Raw genomic sequence first — 20,754 nt, forward strand, 5'->3', positions numbered from 1 at the left:
TTATTTCAGATACCAGCCCCAGGGCTGGCTGCTGTCATAACGGGTAATTTGCTTGGTTTCGAGGTAGTTATTCAGCCCCCATTCACCCAGCTCGCGGCCAATCCCGCTCTGTTTGTAACCGCCCCATGGAGCTTCGGTAAAAGTCGGTTGCGAACAGTTGACCCAGACAATGCCCGCGCGTAATTTACGCGCCACGCGCTCGGCACGCGCCAAATCTTCAGACATCACAGCCGCCGCCAGGCCAAAGCGTGAACGGTTAGCCGAGGCAATGGCTTCAGCCTCATCGTCAAAAGCGCGCACGCAAACCACCGGGCCAAAAATTTCCTCACGCCACAGCTCGCTCTCTTCTGTCATCTCCGTGAAAATCGTGGGCTGTAGAAAATAGCCTTTTTCGTGCTGCTGAGGACGTTTGCCGCCGCTCAGCAGCCTGGCCCCTTCTTCAACGCCCTGCGCGATAGCACGCTGGACTTTTTCATACTGTGCGGCATTAACCAGCGGCCCTAACAGCACGCCGTCATCCATGCCGTTGCCAATTTTAATCTTTTCTGCCTCTTCAACCAGCCGTGCCAGCAGCGGCTGATAAAGATTGCGCTGCACTAATACGCGCGAAGTGGCAGAGCAGACTTCGCCTTTGTTCCAGAAAATGCCAAACAGGATCCACTCCACCGCTTTTTCGATGTCGCTGTCATCAAACAGGATAAAAGCTGATTTGCCGCCCAGTTCGAGGCTGACGTTTTTAATCTCCGCTGCCGCGACCTGCATGATTTTGCGTCCCGTTGCTACGCTGCCGGTAAAAGCCAGTTTATCGACATCGGGATGTTCAGTAAGCGCCGACCCGGCTTCCGCGCCCAGACCAGTGATCACATTCAGCACGCCTGCCGGTAATGCCGCCTGATGGGCGATTTCTGCCAGCTGCAACGCGGTGAGCGGCGTCACTTCTGAAGGCTTCAGGACGACGGTACAGCCTGCCGCCAGCGCGGGCGCGACTTTCCATGCCGCCATCAGCATGGGGAAATTCCACGGAATAATGGCGCCGCAAACGCCAACCGGCTCTTTACGCGCTACGCTGCTAAAGCGGTCGTCTGAAAGCGCTACCGGCTGCTCCTGCTGTTCATCGAGCTTTTCCGCCAGATCGGCGTAAAAATCGAAGCAGTAAGCGGTGTCGCCAATATCCCACAGCGCTTCCGGCAGCGGCTTGCCGTTATCACGCACTTCCAGCTCCGCCAGCCTCTGCTGCTTTTCGCGGATAAGAGTGGCGATACGCCGCAGATAGCCTGCTCGTACCTTGCCGCTCAGTTCGGGCCAGCCGCCTGTATCAAAGGCCTCTCTGGCTGCTTTCACCGCAAGGTCAACATCTTCTCTGCTGGCTGCGGCAATGCTGGCAATTTCTTTTTCACTGGTGGGATCGATGCTGGCGAAGCTGCCGCCTTTTAGTGGGGTAACCCATTTCCCATTGATAAAAAGTTCTGTGGTAACGCTCATGTGCGATCTCCTTCCATAAAACGGTAAGCGCTGAACGGCGTCAGATCCTGCGCGGCAGGCCGCCGCGCCGCGAGTTCGGCAATAAGACGACCGGTAGTTGCGCCCAGCGTTAAGCCAAGTTGCCCATGCCCAAAGGCCATCAGCACATTACTCAAGCGGCGTGAACGGTCGATAACAGGTTTAGTATCTGGCAAGAACGGACGGTGCCCCACGCCAAACTCTTTTGCCGTGTCGTTGAGCTGCGGCAGCAGTTTGCGTGCCTTTTGCAGAATAATTTCCGCGCGCTGAAAATTGGGTTTGGCATCGGCACCAGCAAACTCGATGGTGCCGCCTATCTGCAAACCGCGCGTCATCGGAGTGAAACAGAAGCCGCCGTCGGCATAGATAACTGAATGGCGAAACTCGACTTCAGGCTGCGGCAGCAGCGCCTGATAGCCTGAGATGCCGGTCAGCGGCACGCGCACGCCCAGCGCAGAGAAAAAGCGGCGCGATCCGGTGCCCGCAGCCACCACTACATGATCGGCGGGCAGGCTACGGCCATCACGCAGCTTCACGCCATTCGCCAGCCCATTCGCTTCCAGGATGCTTTCGGCTTCGCTATCGATACGCGTGCCGCCTTGCTGTATAAAGGCGGCCGTCAGCGCGGCAATAAATCCTTGCGTATCGCTTACTGCACGCCAGTCGGGAAACAGGACGCCATGGGCAAATTTCCCCGCCAGCGCCGGTTCCAGTTCCGCAATCGCCGCCTCGTCCAGTGTTTCCGCGCTGAAACCCAGCCGCTCACGCAATTGCAGATGTTCACGCTCCGCCGCTAAGCCGCGCGGCGTATCAAACACTTCGATGACCGGACGCTGACCCAGCAGCGTTTTATCGGGACACATCGCCAGCAGCGAGGCGAAATCGGGATAGACCTGATGCGTCAGGGAGGCCATGGCCTGAGCAATAGCGTTGATGCGGCCGTGACGCGCATTAGCAACAAAGCGCAGAAACCAGGGCAACATCGTCGGAATTGCGGCTGGACGCAGCGCCAGCGGCCCGGTTTGATCGAGCATCCAGCCGGGAATGCGTTTCAGAATGCCCGGCTTTGAAAGCGGCACGATTTCGCTTACCGCCATCTGTCCGCAGCTCCATTTAGCCGTGCTGTCGCCCGGCGCAGCCGGATCGATTAGCCACACCTGATGGCCTTCCTTTTGCAGGTAGAGGGCGCAACAAACGCCAACAATACCGCCACCTATCACCACTGACTGCTGTTTCACCATATATTTTTCACTCTGAAAAGCGGCCGGTGACTATCTCAAATTCACCGGCCCGCGTCGCTAGTAAATTCAGGCCTGAGACGCTTCAAAGATTTTGCGGAATGCCGCTTTCTCTTCGGTAGTTAACGGCTGCAACGGCATACGTGCATTGCCCGCCTTAAAGCCCGCCAGTTCACAGCCATATTTCACTTTCTGAATAAACTTGCCCTCTTCCATGCTTGCCATCACCGGGAACAGCGAGCGCATCACGTTTTGCGCGCCCGTCAGATCGCCGCTGCTGAACTTGCGATAGAACTCGCAAATATGATCGGGGAAACAGTTTGCCGGCCCGCAGATCCAGCTGCTGGCGCCCCACATAAAGAAGTCAAAGGCGACGTCATCGGAACCGCAGGAGAGCTGGTAATTTTCTTTGTAGCTATGGCCGATTTCCACCGCGCGCAGTACGCTGCCGCTGCTCTCTTTGATGGCGATGACGCGCGGATGATCTTTAAAGGCCTCAAGAACTTCAAAACCCACTTCAACGTTGGTGCGCACCGGATAGTTGTACAGCACCAGATTAATGTCGCTGAATTCATTGAGGATCGCCTGATAATGACCAATCAGCTCCTGCTGGGAAGGCAGCGCATAGTATGGCGGCGCAATCAGCAGATTGTTATAGCCGGCATCAACGGTTTGCTTAACCTGCTCCAGCACTTCGCGCGTACATGAGCCGTTGGCACCGGCAATCAGGGTGCCGCGATCGCCTACCACGGTTTTCACCGTTTTTAATACCTGACGGCGTTCTTCGTTAGTTAGCGCGTAATATTCGCCGGTAGAGCCAAGCGGCACAAAACCGCTGACGCCTGCCTTAAGCTGATATTCCAGAATATCCGCCAGTTGGTCGTGGTCGACCGCGCCCGCTTCGTTAAATGGAGTAACCAGTGCCGGTAAAATGCCTTTCAGTTTCATTGTTACTACTCCTGTGGATCGGTTATCAAAGGGCATAACGCCGTAACAAACGCGATTCGACCACGCCAACAAGGCGGGTTAAGGGGAATGCCACGACAAAGTAGATCACGGCAACGGCAGAGAGAAACTCAACCGGACGCGCCGTGCTATTGGAAATGTTCTGGCCGACAAACATCAGGTCAGCCACGCCAACAGAGGAGATCAGCGCGCTCTCTTTAAACAGGCTGACCACATTAGAAAGCAGCGTAGGGATCGCCCGCAGCAGCGCCTGCGGAAAGATGACGTAAAGGATTTTGGCGGCGGGCGTCAGGCTGAGCGCTATGCAGGCGTCATGCTGCTCGCCAGCGATTGATTTCAGCGAACCGCGAAAGGTCTCGCTGGTAATCGCCGCCATATACATCACCAGTGACAGGGTGACGCACATCCAGGGCGCAATGTTGAGGCGGAATACCACCGGAAAGCAGAAGAATACCCAGAACAGCTGGATCAGCAGCGGCGTTCCGCGAAAGAACTCCACGTAAAGCGTAACCAGCCAGCGCAACGGCGCCAGCGGCGACAGCCGTAGCAGGCTAATGATAAAGCCCGCCACGCTGCCCAGTACCGCGCAGCTCAGCGTAAAGGCCAGCGTCAGCCCTAAGCCCTGTAGCAGCACCTGCCAGTATGAGAAAACCTGAGTGAAATCAAGGGTCATAGTGCAATCCTCAGCGCGCAGCGGCCGCATCTTGTCGGCGTTCAATCCAGGCAACCAGCTGCGAAATCGGCAGTGAGAGCGCGAAGTAAATCAGCGCGATCAGCGAATAGGTTTCCAGCGGACGATAGGTCTCGGTAGCGATGTTTTTTCCGACATACATCAGATCGGAGATGGCAACGATGGCGACCAGCGCGGTTTGCTGCAAAATGGCAATGCCGTTGGTCATCAGCACCGGCAATGCGCTGCGAAGCGCCTGCGGCAACACCACATACAGCGTTTGCTGCGCTTTATTCAGTCCTAGCGCGATACCGGCATCATGATGTTCGTGCGGGACGGCCTGAACGCCTGCACGATAAGCTTCTGCATTGAAAGCCGCCAGGTTTAATCCCAGCGCCAGGAAACCCATATAAATAGGGTCGATAAATAAATTAAACATCATCGGCACGCAGTAATAAAACCAGACGATCTGCAGCAATATTGGCGTGCAGCGGAAGAACTCAATAAATATTTTTACCGGCCAGCGAATAACGGCAATGGAACTCATCGCCATCATGCACAGAACAAAACCCAGCGTCAGGCCAAGTATATTGGCCATTAAAGAGAGCTCAAGCGTGACTTTAAGCCCATCCCATAAAGCGTCCAGGTTGCCGTTAAGGAAATTAAAGTTGAATTGGTAATCCATTTTTAACCCCCTTAATCCAGGTGCAAGACTTTTTCCAGAAATTCACGCGTGCGCGTTTCTCTGGGCCGGGTAAAAAGTGTTTCCGGGTTGCCCTGCTCAACTATTTTACCGTTGGCACAGAACACCACGCGCGAGGCAATATTACGGGCGAAGTGCATATCATGGGTCACAATAATCATCGCCATTTTTTGATTAGCCAGCTGCATCATGACGTTTTGCACTTCCGTCACCATTTCCGGATCCAGCGCTGAAGTAACTTCGTCAAACAGCATCAGTTCAGGTTCCAGCATCAGCGCCCGTGCTATAGCTACGCGCTGCTTCTGACCGCCTGAAAGCTGGCTCGGCCAGGCGTGCAATTTACTCTCCAGACCAAAACGCGCCAGCAGGGCACGCGCTTTTTCAGTGGCCTCGCGCTTAGGGATATTGTGCACTTTGACCGGCGCCAGTATCAGGTTGCTCAATATTGAGAGGTGAGGAAAAAGCGTATAATGCTGAAATACCATGCCGATTTTCTTCTGGATATTTTTATCGAGAATTTTGGCATTTTTACTCTTATCGCCAATGATATAGTCATTTTTCTGGAAATTAATTTCCCCACTCTGGATCCCTTCCAGCCCCATTAATACACGCAACAAGGAGCTTTTACCGCTGCCGCTCGGCCCAATAATCACCAGGCGATCGTCATTGCGCATGCTCAGGTCAAAGTTATCCATTACTTTTAGTTCACCGTAGGATTTGCAGACTTTTTTTAAATGAATGAACTCTCCCTTGTTAAATTCATTCATAAATATCGGCTGATCATTATTTTGGCGAACAGATGCCGTGGCCAGACTGGATGAGGCGTTCATGGTTATTCCTCCGCTGCGTGCGGTATGCACAGGGTTCGTTTAGTCGGGATGCCTTATTTAGCGGCGTTTGCTTCCTGTGAGGCTTTATTTACTAATTGATCGATTTCACCGGTGGCGCGCCGCTGCGTCAGATAAATATTGAGGACGTCCATATCGGCTTCCGAGACTGAACGCGGCAAGCCGAACGAGACGCCCTGTTTTGCCAGCGCGGGCGCAGGCAAAACTTCTTTGGCCCAGTCGGGATTGGCAACAGCGAATAAGTGATTGGTATCGCTGGCGTCAACCAGCACGTCGGCACGCCGGGCCATCAGCGCCATACGGCTTTCGTCATTGCCGGGCAAACGCATAATTTTGCCTTTTTTAATAGCGGCACTGATGGTTTTATCCTGAACGGTGCCGGACATGACCGCAAAGGTGATGCCTTCCTTATCATAATCGGCAAGCTTATTGCCCAACGCGTTAACTTTTGGGTTCTGCTTGTTCACCAAAAAGGAAATTTGATAATCCTGAGCTGGCGTTGAAAAGGCTACCGCCAGCGCGCGCTCGGGCGTTTGATTCAGTCCCAGCGCCAAATCCCATTTGTCGCTCTGCAAACCGGCCACCAGCGTATCCCAGCTGGCATCGACGAACTGCACTTTAACTTTTAAGACGTTTTGCCCGAAATCGCGGCAGAGTTCTGAGAAATAGCCGCTGTATTGCTGGGTTTTCGGGTCGCGCATAACATAAGGCGCCGCAGGCGCAGCTCCGCAGCGCAGCACGCCTTTTTGCTGAATTGCCTGCCAGTAATTATCGGCGGCCGCCGTGGTAAATGATGAGAGCAACAGCGTCCCGCCAACGGCCAGACAACAGGATAAATTCTTTAAAGCAGATAAATGAGTGCTGACCATAATGACCTCGTCCAAACGTTAATGTTGCGAACAGGAACAGTGGGTAATGCCTTCTTTTTACCTTTTGTATGCAATGCTGTATGCACCAGCAGTTAAGAGCATAGAAGCACAAAATTAACAAAGTCAACCAATATGGTTTACTTATGAACAAACTTTGACGCCGATCGACTGCCGCGTGTGACCGGCATCAAAAAAGGAAAATTGGCGGAAAGATCAGAGCGCGAGGGATTGCAGAAATTTTTCCAGAATGGCATTTGAACGTCGTCCGGCACGGGTGACGATGGCAATTTTGCTGCTGAAATGGAGACGCTGTGACGCGACGCTGCGCATCAGCTGCTTTTCGACCCACTGCGCGGCATAGTGATCCGGCAGGAAGCCGATAAAGCGGCCGGTGAGGATCAGAAAGGCGATGCCTTCCCGATCTGAGGCCGTCGCGGTGCAGTTCAGTTTTTGATGCATACCTATCGCTTCTGCTGTCATGCGGAAGCTGGGCGCTATCGCATCATAGGTCATGAGTTCCCGATCGTCCGGCGCGGCTTGCTGGCTGAAAAGCGGATGTTTACTGCTACAGTAAAGGTTTGATTTTTCATCATAAAGCTGGGTATATTCCAGCCCGGAAATCGGCGAGGTCAGCGGCAAAGCGCCCACATGTAAACGGCCATCCATCAGGCCGCGCTCAATGTCAGCGGCGGTCATCATGCTGATATTGAGCCGAATATCCGGGCCATTTTCCCGCAGAGAATCCAGCGCGTGAGTGATTTTCATCCTGGGCTGCGTTACCAGATTATTAATAATGCCGATGTTAAATTCACCGCGTAACTGCTTGTGCATCTGGTTTACCTGCTGACGAAAACCCTCGATCGCCGCCATCATGCTTTCGCTGTGGCGCAGAATCTCCCGCCCTTCGTCGGTCAAAGCAAAACCTGCGCGCCCACGCTGGCACAAGCGCATGCCCAGCCGTTTTTCCAGATCGCTCATATTAAGGCTAATAGCTGAACGGGTTATACCCAGCAGGCTTTCCGCCGCCGAGAAGCTGCCGCACTCGCTTACCGTTTTAAAAATACGCAGTAATTTCAGATCAAAGTCGGTGACCTGCGCCAGCGATTTGTTTTTCATATAGGTGAGTATTTCCATAAGTGAAGGTGAGTTTATAGGGATTTAACTTAATCAACAGTTGATTGCAAACTCTTCCTACACCTGTCTGGAGGAAGAGCACATGTCTGAGACCCTAAATACCGCGTCACTTAATTTGCAGGCGCACTGGATGCCGTTTAGCGCCAACCGTAATTTCCAGCGCGATCCGCGCTTTATCGTTGCCGCGCAGGGACGTTGGCTGACCGACGATAAAGGCCGTCAGATTTACGACAGCCTGTCAGGACTCTGGACCTGCGGCGCGGGCCATACGCGCAGCGAAATTCAAACGGCCGTGGCGAAACAGCTGGGCACGCTTGATTACTCGCCGGGCTTCCAGTACGGCCACCCTCTCTCCTTCCAGCTGGCTGAAAAAATTGCCCAGCGCATGCCGGGCGAGCTGAATCACGTCTTCTTTACCGGCTCAGGTTCTGAATCCGCCGATACCGCCGTCAAAATGGCGCGAGCCTACTGGCGCGCCAAAGGCCAGCCGGGCAAAACCAAATTCATTGGCCGCGCGCGTGGCTACCATGGCGTCAATATTGCCGGCACCAGCCTCGGCGGCATTGGCGGCAACCGGAAAATGTTCGGGCAATTTATGGATGTCGATCATATTCCCCACACCTTGCAGAGCGATTTGCCGTTTACCGCTGGCCAGGCGGAAACCGGCGGTGTAGCGCTGGCAGATGAGATGCTCAAGCTGATTGAACTGCATGATGCCTCCAATATCGCCGCGCTGATTGTCGAGCCGCTTTCCGGATCGGCTGGTGCGATCATTCCGCCGCAGGGCTACCTGCAACGCCTGCGTGAAATCTGCACCCAGCACAACATTCTGCTGATTTTTGATGAGGTGATTACCGGCTTTGGCCGGATGGGACGCTGGAGCGGCGCAGAGTACTTTGGCGTGACGCCAGATCTGCTGAATTTTGCTAAGCAGATAACCAATGGCGCAATTCCGCTCGGTGGCGTGGTGGCCAGCAGTGAGATCTATCACACCTTTATGTCGCAGCCGCTGCCGGAACATGCGGTGGAGTTCGCGCACGGTTACACCTATTCAGCCCATCCGGTCGCCTGCGCCGCAGGTCTGGCAACGCTGGATCTGCTGGAGAGCGAAGCGCTGATTGCGCAGTCTGCCGAACTGGCACCGCACTTCGAACACACGCTGCACGCGCTGCGCAACTGCCCGAACGTGGTGGATATCCGCAACTGCGGTCTGGTCGGCGCCATTCAGCTTGCGCCACGCGATGGTGATGCCGCCGTGCGTCCGTTTGACGCAGGTATGGCGCTGTGGAAAGCCGGTTTTTACGTGCGCTTTGGTGGCGATACGCTGCAATTTGGCCCGATGTTCAATACGCAACCGGCGGAACTGGATCGTCTGTTCGACGCGGTGGGCGAAGCGCTGCATTACATCAACTGATCGAGGCAAGTTTTATGACCATTATCACCCATCTGATCAACGGCAAGATGCGTCAGCCTGATGGCCGCACCGCCAGCGTGTTTAACCCCGCCACTGGCGAAGCTATCCGCCAGGTAGAGCTGGCAAGCGTCGCCACCGTGCAGGAAGCGATTGCTGCGGCGAAAGCTGCGCTGCCCGCCTGGCGCAATCTGCCGCCAGCGAAACGCGCGCAGGTTTTATTCCGCTTTAAACAGCTGCTGGAAGCGAATGAAAAAGAGATCGTCCAGCTAATTAGCGAAGAGCACGGTAAAACGCTGGAAGATGCCGCCGGAGAACTGAAGCGCGGTATTGAAAACGTCGAATATGCCAGCGCCGCGCCGGAGCTGTTAAAAGGTGAATACAGTCGCAATGCCGGGCCTGATATCGATTCATGGAGTGATTTTCGCGCCGTTGGCGTTGTGGCGGGCATTACACCCTTCAATTTCCCCGCCATGGTGCCGCTGTGGATGTATCCGCTGGCGATTGCCTGTGGCAATACTTTTGTCCTCAAGCCCTCCGAGCGCGACCCAAGCTCCACGCTACTGATCGCCTCTCTGTTCCAGCAGGCCGGTTTACCTGCGGGCGTGTTAAACGTGGTCAATGGCGACAAAGAAGCGGTGGATGCATTGATCGAAAGTCCGGATGTCAAAGCCATCAGCTTCGTCGGCTCCACGCCGATTGCTGAATACATTTATAGCGAAGGCACTAAACGCGGCAAGCGCGTGCAGGCGCTGGGCGGCGCGAAAAACCATGCGGTAGTGATGCCGGATGCCGATCTTGATAACGCAGTCAGCGCACTGATGGGCGCGGCTTATGGATCCTGCGGCGAACGCTGCATGGCCATCTCCGTAGCGGTTTGTGTGGGTGATGCAATAGCCGATGCGCTGATCGCTAAACTCACCCCAAAAATTACCGCGCTAAAAGTCGGTGCAGGCACAGAGTGCGGTCTGGATATGGGGCCGCTGGTCACTGCTGCGCATAAGGCCAAAGTGACTGGCTATGTTGATGAGGGCGTCGCTGCGGGCGCCGAGCTGGTAATCGACGGACGGAAGCTTTCCGTAAGCGGCTACGAGAATGGCTATTTCATCGGCGGCTGCCTGTTTGATCGCGTCACGCCGGAAATGCGCATCTATAAAGAAGAGATCTTTGGCCCGGTGCTGTGTGTGGTGCGTGTGAATTCGCTGGATCAGGCTATCGCGCTGATTAATGAGCATGAATACGGCAACGGCACCTGCATCTTTACCCGCGATGGTGATGCCGCGCGCACCTTTGGCAACGAGATTGAGGTTGGCATGGTTGGCGTAAATGTACCGCTGCCGGTACCGGTTGCCTTTCACAGTTTTGGCGGCTGGAAACGTTCGCTGTTTGGCGACCTGCATGCTTACGGGCCGGATGGCGTGCGTTTTTATACGCGTCGCAAAACTATTACTCAGCGCTGGCCAAAACAGAAAGCCCAGGAAGCCGCGCAGTTTGCCTTTCCCGGCAGTCACTAATCAGCTGGCGGCGCTTTCTCAGGCCGCCCATGCACGGAGTACGCCAGATGAAAGTTTTGATTTTAGGCAGCGGCGTGGTCGGTGTTACCAGCGCCTGGTACCTCGCAAAGGCCGGGCATGAAGTAACGGTGGTCGACCGCCAGGCGGATGCGGCCGAAGAGACCAGCGCGGGTAATGCCGGGCAAATTTCTCCCGGTTACGCCACGCCGTGGGCGGCACCGGGCATTCCGCTCAAGGCCGTTAAGTGGATGTTTCAAAGACATGCGCCGCTGGCAATCCGTGCCGACGGTTCGTTGTTCCAGCTACAGTGGATGTGGCAGATGCTGAAAAACTGTAACGATGCCAGCTATGCCACCAATAAAGCGCGTATGGTGCGCATCGCCGAATACAGCCGCGACTGCCTGCGTGAACTCCGGCGTGATACCGGTATTCATTATCATGAACGCCAGGGCGGCACTTTACAGCTTTTTCGCAGCGCGGCGCAGTTTGAGCATGCGGCGCAGGATATTGCCGTCCTGAAAGAGGCAGGCGTGCCCTATGAACTGCTGCAACCGCATCAGTTGGCGCAGGCTGAACCGGCACTGGCGGCCGTGGCGCACAAGCTGACCGGCGGATTGCGGTTGCCCAATGATGAAACTGGCGACTGCCAGATGTTCACTAAAAAGCTGGCGCTGCGGGCAAAAGCAGCAGGCGTGACCTTTATCTATAACCGCGCAGTCGATCGTTTGCTTGATGATGACGAACGCATTACCGGCGTGCAGTGCGGCAACGAGGTGATGACCGCCGATCGTTATATCGTCGCTTGCGGTTCCTGGTCCACGCAACTGCTGAAAGGTTTGGTGCCGATCCCGGTTTATCCGCTGAAAGGCTACTCGCTAACCATTCCCATTACTGATGCCCGTTATGCGCCAGTCTCAACTATTCTGGATGAAACCTATAAAGTGGCGGTAACGCGCTTCGAGGATCGCATCCGCGTAGGCGGTATGGCGGAAATTGTCGGTTTCAATACCGACCTGAAACAGGCGCGACGCAAGACGCTGGAAATGGTGGTTAATGACCTCTATCCCCGTAGTGGTAACGTAGCGCAAGCCAGCTTCTGGACCGGCATGCGCCCAATGACGCCGGACGGCACGCCGATTGTTGGTGCTACGAGGTTCAAAAATCTTTATCTCAATACCGGGCATGGCACGCTGGGCTGGACGATGGCCTGCGGTTCAGGACAATTAATTGCCGATCTGATTTCCGGCCAGACGCCTGCCATCCCCTTCAGCGATTTAGCCGTTGCGCGCTATCACGGCGGCACAGGCCAGATATTTAACGATATCGTGACGGAATAGGGAGAAACAGATGCCGCGCCCAATTCGCGCCGAGATCGATCTCGCTGCGCTGCGTAACAATCTCAACGTAATACGCAATACCGCCGGAACGGCAAAAATCTGGTCAGTGATCAAAGCCAATGCTTACGGCCATGGTGTTGGCAATGCTTATACCGGTTTACAGGCAACTGATGGCTTTGCCCTGCTCGACTTTGCCGAGGCAATCCAGCTACGCGAACTGGGCTGGGAAGGCCCGATTCTGCTGCTGGAAGGCTTCTTTGAGCCAGACGATTTAGCGCTGGTTGACCGCTATCAACTGACCACCGTCGTGCACAGTTTCTGGCAGTTAGCGTCTATTGCGAATGCGCGGCTAAAACAGCCGGTTGATATCTATCTCAAGGTCAATTCCGGTATGAACCGCCTGGGCTTTGCGCCCGATCGGCTACAGGCTGCCTGGCTCGAAGCCAGCGCCAACCCTAATATTGGCGAGATCGCCCTGATGACGCATTTTGCCAACGCGGATAACGCAGAAGGCGTTGCTGAACCAATGAGTTTGCTTGACGAATTTTCTCAAACAATGCGGGTTCCGCGCTGCCTGGCAAACTCGGCGGCTATCCTGTGGCATCCTCAGACGCAAGCTGACTGGGTGCGGCCAGGCATCGTGTTATATGGCGCATCGCCGAGCGGTAAATGGCAGGATATTGCCAGGAGCGGTTTGCAGCCGGTAATGACGCTGCGCAGTGAGATCATCGCCGTCCAGCAGCTGTATGCGGGACATCGGGTCGGCTACAGCGGCCGTTACCGTGCAGGCGGCGAGCAGCGCATCGGCATTGTTGCCTGCGGTTATGCGGATGGCTATCCGCGCCATGCGCCGACCGGCACGCCTGTGATGGTTGAAGGCGTGTTGACGCAGACGCTGGGCACGGTATCAATGGATATGATCGCTGTAGACCTGACGGCTTGCCCGCATGCAGATACGGGCAGCCCGGTAGAGCTGTGGGGGAAAAATGTCGCGGTTGATACAGTCGCCGGTTATGCGGGTACCCTGGGATATGAATTACTTAGCGCTGTTACATCCCGGGTTGGGAAAAGTACCAGATAAACGGTCTGCATCCTTTATAATTCAGACAGGCCTTATTTGACAGGCTCACATTGCTTTAGGGCTAAAGCGTTGTTCCACGGTTTTCCTTTGATTACAACAACGGGCGAATAGCTGGTGGTTGCTATCAACATCCACCAGTCGCCCATTCCGCAGATAATAAAAAAACCTCGCCGACGCGAGGTTCATAATTCGTAAGTGGTGCATGCACAGAAATCCTATTCTGTAGAGACAGTACGCCACTTCTATGCAAAAGCAACATTTTTTTGATTTGGATTATGCTTCACTCATATTTTATTAAGTTCCTGTGGAAACATATAAGAAGATTCGCTTAAGTGTCCATGTTATACGCTTTAATTTATTGTTGGATTTAAACAAGGAGAGTAACAATGTCATGGACTTACAATGTAATGCTTAAAACGTTTAAACATAACGGTGTCTATGAGTTTAGGGCGCGATATGCTGGCGCGCCGGGCTATAAAGATAATCCTGAGTATGAATGTCTGAAAGAACAAGGCCCCTTACCCAGGGGAAAATATAGAATTGTAGGTGTCCCATTTACCCATAAAAAAGCAGGTTTATTTACACTGCGACTGGAACCAGACAAAAATAATAGCATGTGTGGCCGCAGCGGTTTTCTAATTCATGGTGATAGCAAGACAAAACCTGGTACAGCATCAAATGGCTGCATTGTGCTTGATCCAAAATTTCGTGAACGTATTTGGCAATCAGGTGACAAGGAGCTAATCGTTGAATGAAATATTTCCTCCTGTTTCTTGCTTTTTTTTGCACCTGCTCATTTGCAGCTCAGGTACTCGACAACAATTGCAAATCTCCCATATCCAGTACAAGCATAGCAATGATGGATGAAATGCGTGAGAAAATGCATATCAACCTTGAGAGTATTGATACCGGAAGCACTAAAACTGAATTGCTATTCAATGAACCGGTTTCTGAAGTTTTATCGCAATATTATGCAGAAAGAACTTATGAGGCCGATAGCAGCTTGTCAGTAAACAAATATAAGGAGATATATTCAAAGGCTAACCCAGTAAACCTCATAATTAAGTTTATTTTTAAAGACAAAGAGGGGAAAGAGGATATTTTCCTTGTCTCTACAATTGCGAATGATTATGAATGCAATGTAGAATTCAACGGCTATGTTATTGTCAAACGTGAGTTCTGATTGTTGCCCCTGTGTCAGCACACAGGGGCTTCTTAACATCAACGCGTCACTTTTCTAAATTGTGCATCAGCGTGGCTTTCTTCCGCTTCACATTTCACCACAGGCTTTTCGAAAAACGGTTTCCAGTTTCGTGATCATGATGACCGGGTTAATTCTGGCAGCAGCATAGAAATAGCACGGTATACACTGCTGGCAGGCATGCGTTTATAGCCGCGCACGCAGGAACCACTTCCTTCCCGGTGAAGCTGTTAACATGGCAGAGGGAGCAGCGCCAACTTTTCACCAACAGCGTTCTTTATCAGAGCGCCTTTATCGTGAGCAGAGAGTAGATACACAGAAACTTCTGGGCCATAAATCACAAAAAATGACTGGTAAATATAACGATGCTCGTGGGAAAGACTGGATGATTATCGTTTTTAGATGTTCATTTTTTAGACTGTTTTGGGGAAGGGTTTTGGGGAAAGCGGTTAGAATTTAAAAAGCCAACATAAAATTAACATCTTATGTTGGCTACATATTGCAAAAAATCAGCTTACATATGGCTAATCATGGCATCGCCAAACTCTGAAGATTTCAGCAGCTTAGCGCCGTCCATCAGACGTTCGAAGTCATAGGTTACGGTTTTGGCCGCGATGGCGCCTTCCATACCTTTAACAATCAGGTCTGCGGCTTCGAACCAGCCCATATGGCGCAGCATCATTTCTGCAGAGAGGATTACGGAACCTGGGTTCACTTTATCCTGACCCGCATACTTAGGCGCGGTGCCGTGGGTTGCTTCGAACAGCGCGCATTCGTCGCCGATGTTAGCGCCAGGCGCGATACCGATGCCGCCAACCTGCGCCGCCAGGGCGTCGGAGATGTAGTCGCCGTTCAGGTTCATACAGGCGATAACGTCATATTCTGCCGGACGCAGCAGGATCTGCTGCAGGAACGCATCGGCGATCACGTCTTTTACTACGATCTCTTTGCCGGTGTTCGGGTTTTTGATCTTCAGCCACGGGCCGCCGTCAATCAGTTCGCCGCCAAACTCTTCTTTCGCCAGCTGGTAGCCCCAGTCTTTGAAAGCGCCTTCGGTGAACTTCATGATGTTGCCTTTGTGCACCAGGGTCACGGAATCGCGATCGTTGGTGATAGCGTATTCGATAGCCGCGCGTACCAGGCGTTTGGTGCCCTCTTCCGAGCATGGCTTCACGCCGATGCCGCACTGCTCAGGGAAGCGAATTTTTTTCACGCCCATTTCGTCGCGCAGGAATTTAATGACTTTGTCCGCTTCCGGCGTACCGGCTTTCCACTCGATACCGGCATAGATATCTTCGGAGTTTTCGCGGAAGATCACCATATCGGTATCTTCAGGACGCTTAACCGGGCTTGGGGTGCCGGTGTAGTAACGTACCGGGCGCAGGCAAATGTAGAGATCCAGCTGCTGGCGCAGGGCCACGTTCAGGGAGCGAATACCGCCGCCAACTGGCGTGGTCAGTGGGCCTTTAATCGCCACACGGTACTCTTTGATTAAATCCAGGGTTTCTTGCGGCAGCCAGACGTCCTGGCCGTACAGCTCTACTGACTTCTCACCGGTATAAATTTCCATCCAGGAAATTTTACGCTCACCGTTATAAGCTTTCTGCACGGCGGCATCGACCACCTTGATCATCACGGGAGAAACGTCTACCCCAATGCCGTCGCCTTCAATAAAAGGGATGATTGGATTGTTTGGGACGTTCAGCTTGCCCTGATCCAGGGTGATTTTCTGACCTTCCGCCGGAACAACTACTTTGCTTTCCATTAACCTCTCCTTCGAGCGCTTTTTTGTTAATGATTTGTAAGATGCGCGTCAATACTACTCGAATATTCACGCCGCGCCAATCTTCACCGCTTTGGGTTATAATGCGCCCATTGTGAACAAGTGCAAAGACTATGCGTAAATCTTCCGTTAATAATCACCGCCTTAAACGATTCAGCCCGCCGCGCGGCGCAAAACCCGCCGACCGCGAGCCCAGGCGTGTTATCGTTTTTAACAAACCTTTTGACGTACTGCCGCAGTTCAGCGACGAAGCGGGCCGCAGCACGCTAAAAGACTATATTCCGGTTAGCGGCGTTTATGCCGCTGGTCGCCTGGACCGCGACAGCGAAGGGCTGATGGTGCTGACCAACGACGGCGCGCTCCAGGCGAAACTGACCCAGCCGGGCAAACGTACCGGTAAAATCTACTATGTCCAGGTTGAGGGCGCGCCGCAGGAGAGCGATATTCAACCGCTGCGCGATGGCGTTAATCTGAAAGATGGCCCTACTCTGCCAGCGGGCGTAGAATTCGTCGCTGAACCCGCGTGGGTCTGGCCGCGCAACCCGCCCATCCGCGAGCGCAAGGCTATCCCCACCAGCTGGCTGAAAATTACCTTATTTGAAGGCCGCAATCGCCAGGTGCGGCGTATGACCGCGCATATTGGTTTCCCTACGCTACGGCTAATCCGTTTTGCGATGGGGAAAACAGAGCTGCAAAATTTATTGCCGGGAGAGTGGCGCGACGTTACCGCCGATTTCTCTGGCTGAGCCAACAGCAAGGAGTCAGCATGTTTAAACCGCACGTTACCGTAGCAACCGTAGTTCAGGCAGAGGGCCAGTTTCTGGTGGTGGAAGAAATGGTGCGTGGCCGCGCCACCTGGAACCAGCCTGCGGGCCATCTTGAAGCCAATGAAACTTTGCTGCAGGCCGCCGCGCGCGAACTCTATGAGGAAACAGGTATTGAAGCCGTGCCTCAGGCGTTTTTGCGCCTTCACCAGTGGATAGCGCCGGACAATACTCCTTTCCTGCGCTTTTTGTTCGCGCTGGATTTACCGAAAATGCTGCCCACTTATCCTCAGGATCGCGATATCGATCGCGCGCTGTGGCTGCCGCCAGAAGAGATTATCGGCGCGAAAAAGCTGCGTTCTCCGCTGGTTGCCGAAAGCCTGCGCATCTATCAGCAGGGCGAACGCTATCCGCTTGCGCTGCTGAGCGCGTTCCAGTGGCCTTTTAGCGAGGATGCGCCCGCCGCCGACGCGTGGTAGACTACGCCGCAATTTTAAAGTGCAGCCTTTAACTGCAACTCAAAGTCGGGTACTTCTCATGTCAAGTCAGAAAAAAGTGATCGTCGGTATGTCCGGCGGCGTAGATTCCTCCGTTTCCGCCTGGTTGCTGCTGCAACAGGGCTATCAGGTCGAAGGCCTGTTTATGAAGAACTGGGAGGAGGACGACGGTGAGGAGTACTGTACCGCAGCGGAAGATTTAGCGGATGCGCAGGCGGTTTGCGACAAGCTGGGCATTCATCTGCACACCGTGAACTTTGCGGCGGAATACTGGGACAATGTGTTCGAGCATTTCCTGGAAGAGTACAAGGCCGGGCGCACGCCCAACCCCGATATTCTCTGCAACAAAGAGATCAAATTTAAAGCCTTTCTGGAGTTCGCAGCGGAAGATTTAGGCGCGGACTTCATTGCCACCGGCCACTATGTCCGCCGTCAGGATGTCAATGGCAAAAGCCAGCTGCTGCGCGGCCTGGATGACAATAAAGATCAGAGCTACTTCCTCTATACGCTGGGCCATGAGCAGATAGCGCAGAGCCTGTTCCCGGTTGGCGAGCTGGCCAAGCCGGAAGTGCGCCGCATCGCCGAAGAGCTGGAGCTGGTCACGGCAAAGAAAAAAGACTCCACCGGCATCTGCTTTATCGGCGAGCGTAAATTCCGCGACTTCCTTGGACGCTACCTGCCAGCACAGCCTGGCCGTATCGTCAGCACGGAAGGCGAAGTGGTTGGCGAGCATCAGGGCCTGATGTACCACACGCTCGGCCAGCGCAAAGGGCTGGGCATCGGCGGCACCAAAGAAGGCAGCGAAGAGCCGTGGTACGTGGTGGATAAAGACGTGGCGAATAATCTGCTGGTGGTGGCGCAGGGTCACGACCATCCACGCCTGATGTCGGTCGGGCTCATCGCCCAGCAGCTGCATTTGGTCGATCGCGAGCAAATTACCGCGCCGTTCCGCTGCACGGTGAAAACCCGCTATCGCCAGACGGATATTCCCTGCACGGTCACGCCGCTGGGCGAAGATCGCCTGGAAGTACGTTTTGACGAGCCGGTGGCCGCCGTTACGCCGGGCCAGTCCGCGGTGTTTTATCAGGGCGAAGTCTGCCTGGGCGGCGGCATCATTGAAGAGCGTCTGCCGCTTTAAGGGTTAAGCCGGGCGGCTGACCGTCCGGCGACGTATACAGGAGTTACCGTGGCGAAAAATTATTACGATATTACGCTGGCCCTCGCGGGCATCTGCCAGGCGGCGCATCTGGTGCAGCAGCTGGCGCATCAGGGCCATTGCCCACCCGAGTCGCTGAAAGTGTCGCTGCAGAGCGTCATCGATTTGAATCCCTCTTCCACCCTGGCGGTTTACGGCGGCAAAGAGGAGAACCTGCACTTCGGGCTGGAGACGCTGATCGCGGTACTGAACAGCAGCAGCCGCCACGGCGCGGGCGCAGAGCTGACCCGCTATACCCTGAGTATGATGGTGCTGGAGCGCAAGCTGAGCGCCAGCAAAACCGCGCTGGACGATCTGTCGAAGCGCATCGCGCAGCTGGATCGCCAGCTGGTGCATTACGATTTAGAATCCGATACGCTGCTAAGCGCCATGGCCGCCATCTATGTGGATGTGATCAGCCCGCTTGGCCCGCGTATTCAGGTTACCGGCTCGCCCGCCGTATTGCAGAATTCGCAAATCCAGAGCAAGGTGCGCGCCGCGCTGCTGACCGGCATCCGTGCCGCCGTGCTCTGGCAGCAGGTCGGCGGTGGCCGCCTGCAGCTGATGTTTTCCCGCAGTCGCCTGGTAAACGAGGCGAAGCAAATTTTATCCCGTTGTCCCCAATCTCTTTAATCTTCAGGAGTTACACTGATGGAATTATCCTCTCTGACTGCCGTCTCCCCGATCGATGGTCGTTATGGCGACAAAGTCAGCCCGCTGCGCGCTATTTTCAGCGAATTTGGCCTGCTGAAATTCCGCGTCGAGGTGGAAGTACGCTGGCTGCAAAAACTGGCCGCCTGCGCAGAGATCAGGGAAGTTCCTGCATTTGATGCCGACGCAAACGCTTACCTTGATGCAATTGTTGCTAATTTCAGCGAAGAAGATGCGGCCCGCATCAAAACCATTGAGCGCACCACTAACCATGATGTCAAAGCAGTCGAATATTTCCTGAAGGAAAAGGTTGAGCCCGTCGCCGCGCTGCATGCCGTATCGGAATTCATCCACTTCGCCTGTACTTCTGAAGATATCAATAACCTCTCCCACGCGCTGATGCTGGAAACCGCACGCCGTGAGGTTATCCTGCCTTACTGGCATAAAATCATCGCCGCCGTAAAAGATCTGGCGGTGCAGTATCGCGATATTCCGCTGCTTTCCCGCACCCACGGCCAGCCAGCCACGCCTTCCACGCTGGGTAAAGAGATGGCTAACGTTGCCTACCGTTTCGAGCGCCAGCTACGCCAGCTGGAGCGCATCGAGGTGCTGGGTAAAATCAACGGCGCGGTCGGCAACTATAACGCTCACATCGCCGCTTATCCGGAAGTAGACTGGCATCAGGTGAGCGAGAGCTTTGTGACTTCGCTGGGTATTACCTGGAACCCGTACACCACGCAGATCGAGCCGCACGACTACATTGCCGAAATGTTCGACTGCATCGCGCGCTTTAACACCATCCTGATCGACTTCGACCGCGATGTGTGGGGCTACATTGCGCTGAACCACTTCAAACAAAAGACTATCGCAGGCGAAATCGGTTCTTCTACCATGCCGCACAAGGTCAACCCAATCGACTTTGAAAACTCCGAAGGCAACCTGGGCCTGGCAAACGCCGTGATGCAGCATCTGGCCAGCAAGCTGCCTGTTTCCCGCTGGCAGCGCGATCTGACCGATTCTACCGTGCTGCGTAACCTGGGCGTCGGTATGGGCTACGCGCTGATCGCCTATCAGGCCACGCTGAAGGGCGTTTCCAAGCTGGAAGTTAACCGCGAGCGCCTGCTGGACGAGCTGGATCACAACTGGGAAGTACTGGCAGAGCCGATTCAGACCGTGATGCGCCGCTACGGCATTGAGAAGCCTTACGAGAAGCTGAAAGAGCTGACCCGCGGCAAGCGCGTGGATGCGGCAGGCATGAAAGCCTTTATTGACGGCCTGGAACTGCCGGAAGAGGAAAAAACCCGCCTTAAGCTGATGACGCCAGCCAACTATCTGGGCCGCGCGGTACAAATGGTGGACGAACTCCCGTAATTTTTGGCATTTTTCTTTTGT

General features: G+C 54.3%; 20 protein-coding genes and 1 pseudogene. 12 read left to right on the forward strand and 9 right to left on the reverse strand.

The features are described 5' to 3' along the window. From ACETPC_RS10030 to ACETPC_RS10065, 8 genes are all read right to left on the reverse strand, one after another. Nucleotides 1-1,482 (reverse strand): aldehyde dehydrogenase family protein, encoded by a 1,482-nt coding sequence (locus tag ACETPC_RS10030; protein ID WP_380180923.1) that lies wholly within the window; start codon nt 1,480-1,482, stop codon nt 1-3. Continuing rightward, entirely contained in the window at nt 1,479-2,741 is a 1,263-nt protein-coding gene (locus ACETPC_RS10035; protein WP_380180925.1) for an NAD(P)/FAD-dependent oxidoreductase, read from the reverse strand. The genes ACETPC_RS10030 and ACETPC_RS10035 overlap by 4 nt, the downstream gene beginning before the upstream one ends. Before the next feature lie 66 nt (nt 2,742-2,807). Beyond that, complete coding sequence (gene dapA, locus ACETPC_RS10040; RefSeq protein ID WP_380180927.1) at nt 2,808-3,686, reverse strand: 4-hydroxy-tetrahydrodipicolinate synthase; 879 nt, start codon at nt 3,684-3,686, stop codon at nt 2,808-2,810. 25 nt (nt 3,687-3,711) lie between these two features. Beyond that, the gene (locus ACETPC_RS10045) at nt 3,712-4,377 is read right to left on the reverse strand and encodes an amino acid ABC transporter permease (RefSeq protein ID WP_380180928.1); all 666 of its coding nucleotides are present in this window, start codon (nt 4,375-4,377) and stop codon (nt 3,712-3,714) included. Nucleotides 4,378-4,387: 10 nt separating this feature from the next. Continuing rightward, nucleotides 4,388-5,059, reverse strand: a complete 672-nt coding sequence (locus ACETPC_RS10050) for an amino acid ABC transporter permease (RefSeq protein WP_380180930.1) — start codon at nt 5,057-5,059, stop codon at nt 4,388-4,390. 11 nt (nt 5,060-5,070) lie between these two features. Further along, nucleotides 5,071-5,844: an amino acid ABC transporter ATP-binding protein gene (locus ACETPC_RS10055; protein ID WP_380180932.1), complete on the reverse strand. Its 774-nt coding sequence runs from the start codon at nt 5,842-5,844 to the stop codon at nt 5,071-5,073. Between the two features lie 116 nt (nt 5,845-5,960). Further along, nucleotides 5,961-6,794 carry a substrate-binding periplasmic protein gene (locus tag ACETPC_RS10060; RefSeq protein WP_380180934.1) on the reverse strand — a complete coding sequence of 278 codons (834 nt, stop codon included), beginning with the start codon at nt 6,792-6,794 and terminating at the stop codon, nt 5,961-5,963. A 213-nt stretch (nt 6,795-7,007) separates the two neighbouring features. Further along, complete coding sequence (locus ACETPC_RS10065; protein ID WP_380180936.1) at nt 7,008-7,910, reverse strand: LysR family transcriptional regulator; 903 nt, start codon at nt 7,908-7,910, stop codon at nt 7,008-7,010. 100 nt (nt 7,911-8,010) lie between these two features. Between ACETPC_RS10065 and ACETPC_RS10070 the strand changes: the two genes are divergently transcribed. From ACETPC_RS10070 to ACETPC_RS10100, 7 genes and pseudogenes are all read left to right on the forward strand, one after another. Further along, on the forward strand, nt 8,011-9,342 hold the full coding sequence (locus ACETPC_RS10070; RefSeq protein ID WP_380180938.1) for an aspartate aminotransferase family protein: 1,332 nt from the start codon (nt 8,011-8,013) through the stop codon (nt 9,340-9,342). A gap of 14 nt (nt 9,343-9,356) precedes the next feature. After that, nucleotides 9,357-10,853 carry a CoA-acylating methylmalonate-semialdehyde dehydrogenase gene (locus ACETPC_RS10075; protein WP_380180940.1) on the forward strand — a complete coding sequence of 499 codons (1,497 nt, stop codon included), beginning with the start codon at nt 9,357-9,359 and terminating at the stop codon, nt 10,851-10,853. Between the two features lie 29 nt (nt 10,854-10,882). Further along, the gene (locus ACETPC_RS10080; RefSeq protein WP_380180942.1) at nt 10,883-12,190 is read left to right on the forward strand and encodes a D-amino acid dehydrogenase; all 1,308 of its coding nucleotides are present in this window, start codon (nt 10,883-10,885) and stop codon (nt 12,188-12,190) included. 10 nt (nt 12,191-12,200) lie between these two features. Next, entirely contained in the window at nt 12,201-13,271 is a 1,071-nt protein-coding gene (gene dadX / locus ACETPC_RS10085) for a catabolic alanine racemase DadX (protein ID WP_380180944.1), read from the forward strand. A 386-nt stretch (nt 13,272-13,657) separates the two neighbouring features. Continuing rightward, complete coding sequence (locus ACETPC_RS10090) at nt 13,658-14,026, forward strand: tlde1 domain-containing protein (RefSeq protein ID WP_380180946.1); 369 nt, start codon at nt 13,658-13,660, stop codon at nt 14,024-14,026. Further along, on the forward strand, nt 14,023-14,454 hold the full coding sequence (locus tag ACETPC_RS10095) for a hypothetical protein (protein WP_380180948.1): 432 nt from the start codon (nt 14,023-14,025) through the stop codon (nt 14,452-14,454). The genes ACETPC_RS10090 and ACETPC_RS10095 overlap by 4 nt, the downstream gene beginning before the upstream one ends. Nucleotides 14,455-14,716: 262 nt before the next feature. Then, nucleotides 14,717-14,932, forward strand: a pseudogene (locus ACETPC_RS10100) (hypothetical protein); the annotation flags it as partial. A gap of 54 nt (nt 14,933-14,986) precedes the next feature. Here ACETPC_RS10100 and icd read toward each other — a convergent pair. Further along, a complete protein-coding gene (gene icd, locus ACETPC_RS10105; protein ID WP_380180950.1) occupies nt 14,987-16,237 on the reverse strand; it encodes an NADP-dependent isocitrate dehydrogenase in 1,251 nt (416 codons plus the stop codon). Nucleotides 16,238-16,368: 131 nt separating this feature from the next. On the opposite strand from icd, the gene rluE reads away from it, so the two are divergent. The 5 genes from rluE to purB are packed head-to-tail and all read left to right on the forward strand — an operon-like array spanning nt 16,369 to nt 20,733. After that, nucleotides 16,369-17,001 (forward strand): 23S rRNA pseudouridine(2457) synthase RluE, encoded by a 633-nt coding sequence (gene rluE, locus ACETPC_RS10110; protein ID WP_380180952.1) that lies wholly within the window; start codon nt 16,369-16,371, stop codon nt 16,999-17,001. Nucleotides 17,002-17,021: 20 nt separating this feature from the next. Next, nucleotides 17,022-17,498 (forward strand): NUDIX domain-containing protein, encoded by a 477-nt coding sequence (locus tag ACETPC_RS10115; protein WP_380180954.1) that lies wholly within the window; start codon nt 17,022-17,024, stop codon nt 17,496-17,498. A 58-nt stretch (nt 17,499-17,556) separates the two neighbouring features. Next, entirely contained in the window at nt 17,557-18,654 is a 1,098-nt protein-coding gene (gene mnmA / locus ACETPC_RS10120; protein ID WP_380180956.1) for a tRNA 2-thiouridine(34) synthase MnmA, read from the forward strand. A gap of 48 nt (nt 18,655-18,702) precedes the next feature. Next, complete coding sequence (gene hflD, locus ACETPC_RS10125) at nt 18,703-19,344, forward strand: high frequency lysogenization protein HflD (protein WP_380180958.1); 642 nt, start codon at nt 18,703-18,705, stop codon at nt 19,342-19,344. Nucleotides 19,345-19,362: 18 nt separating this feature from the next. Beyond that, nucleotides 19,363-20,733, forward strand: a complete 1,371-nt coding sequence (purB, locus tag ACETPC_RS10130) for an adenylosuccinate lyase (RefSeq protein WP_380180959.1) — start codon at nt 19,363-19,365, stop codon at nt 20,731-20,733. Nucleotides 20,734-20,754 lie beyond the last annotated feature (21 nt).

This window comes from Pantoea sp. sgz302252 (assembly GCF_042610525.1).
Taxonomy (GTDB): domain Bacteria; phylum Pseudomonadota; class Gammaproteobacteria; order Enterobacterales; family Enterobacteriaceae; genus Erwinia.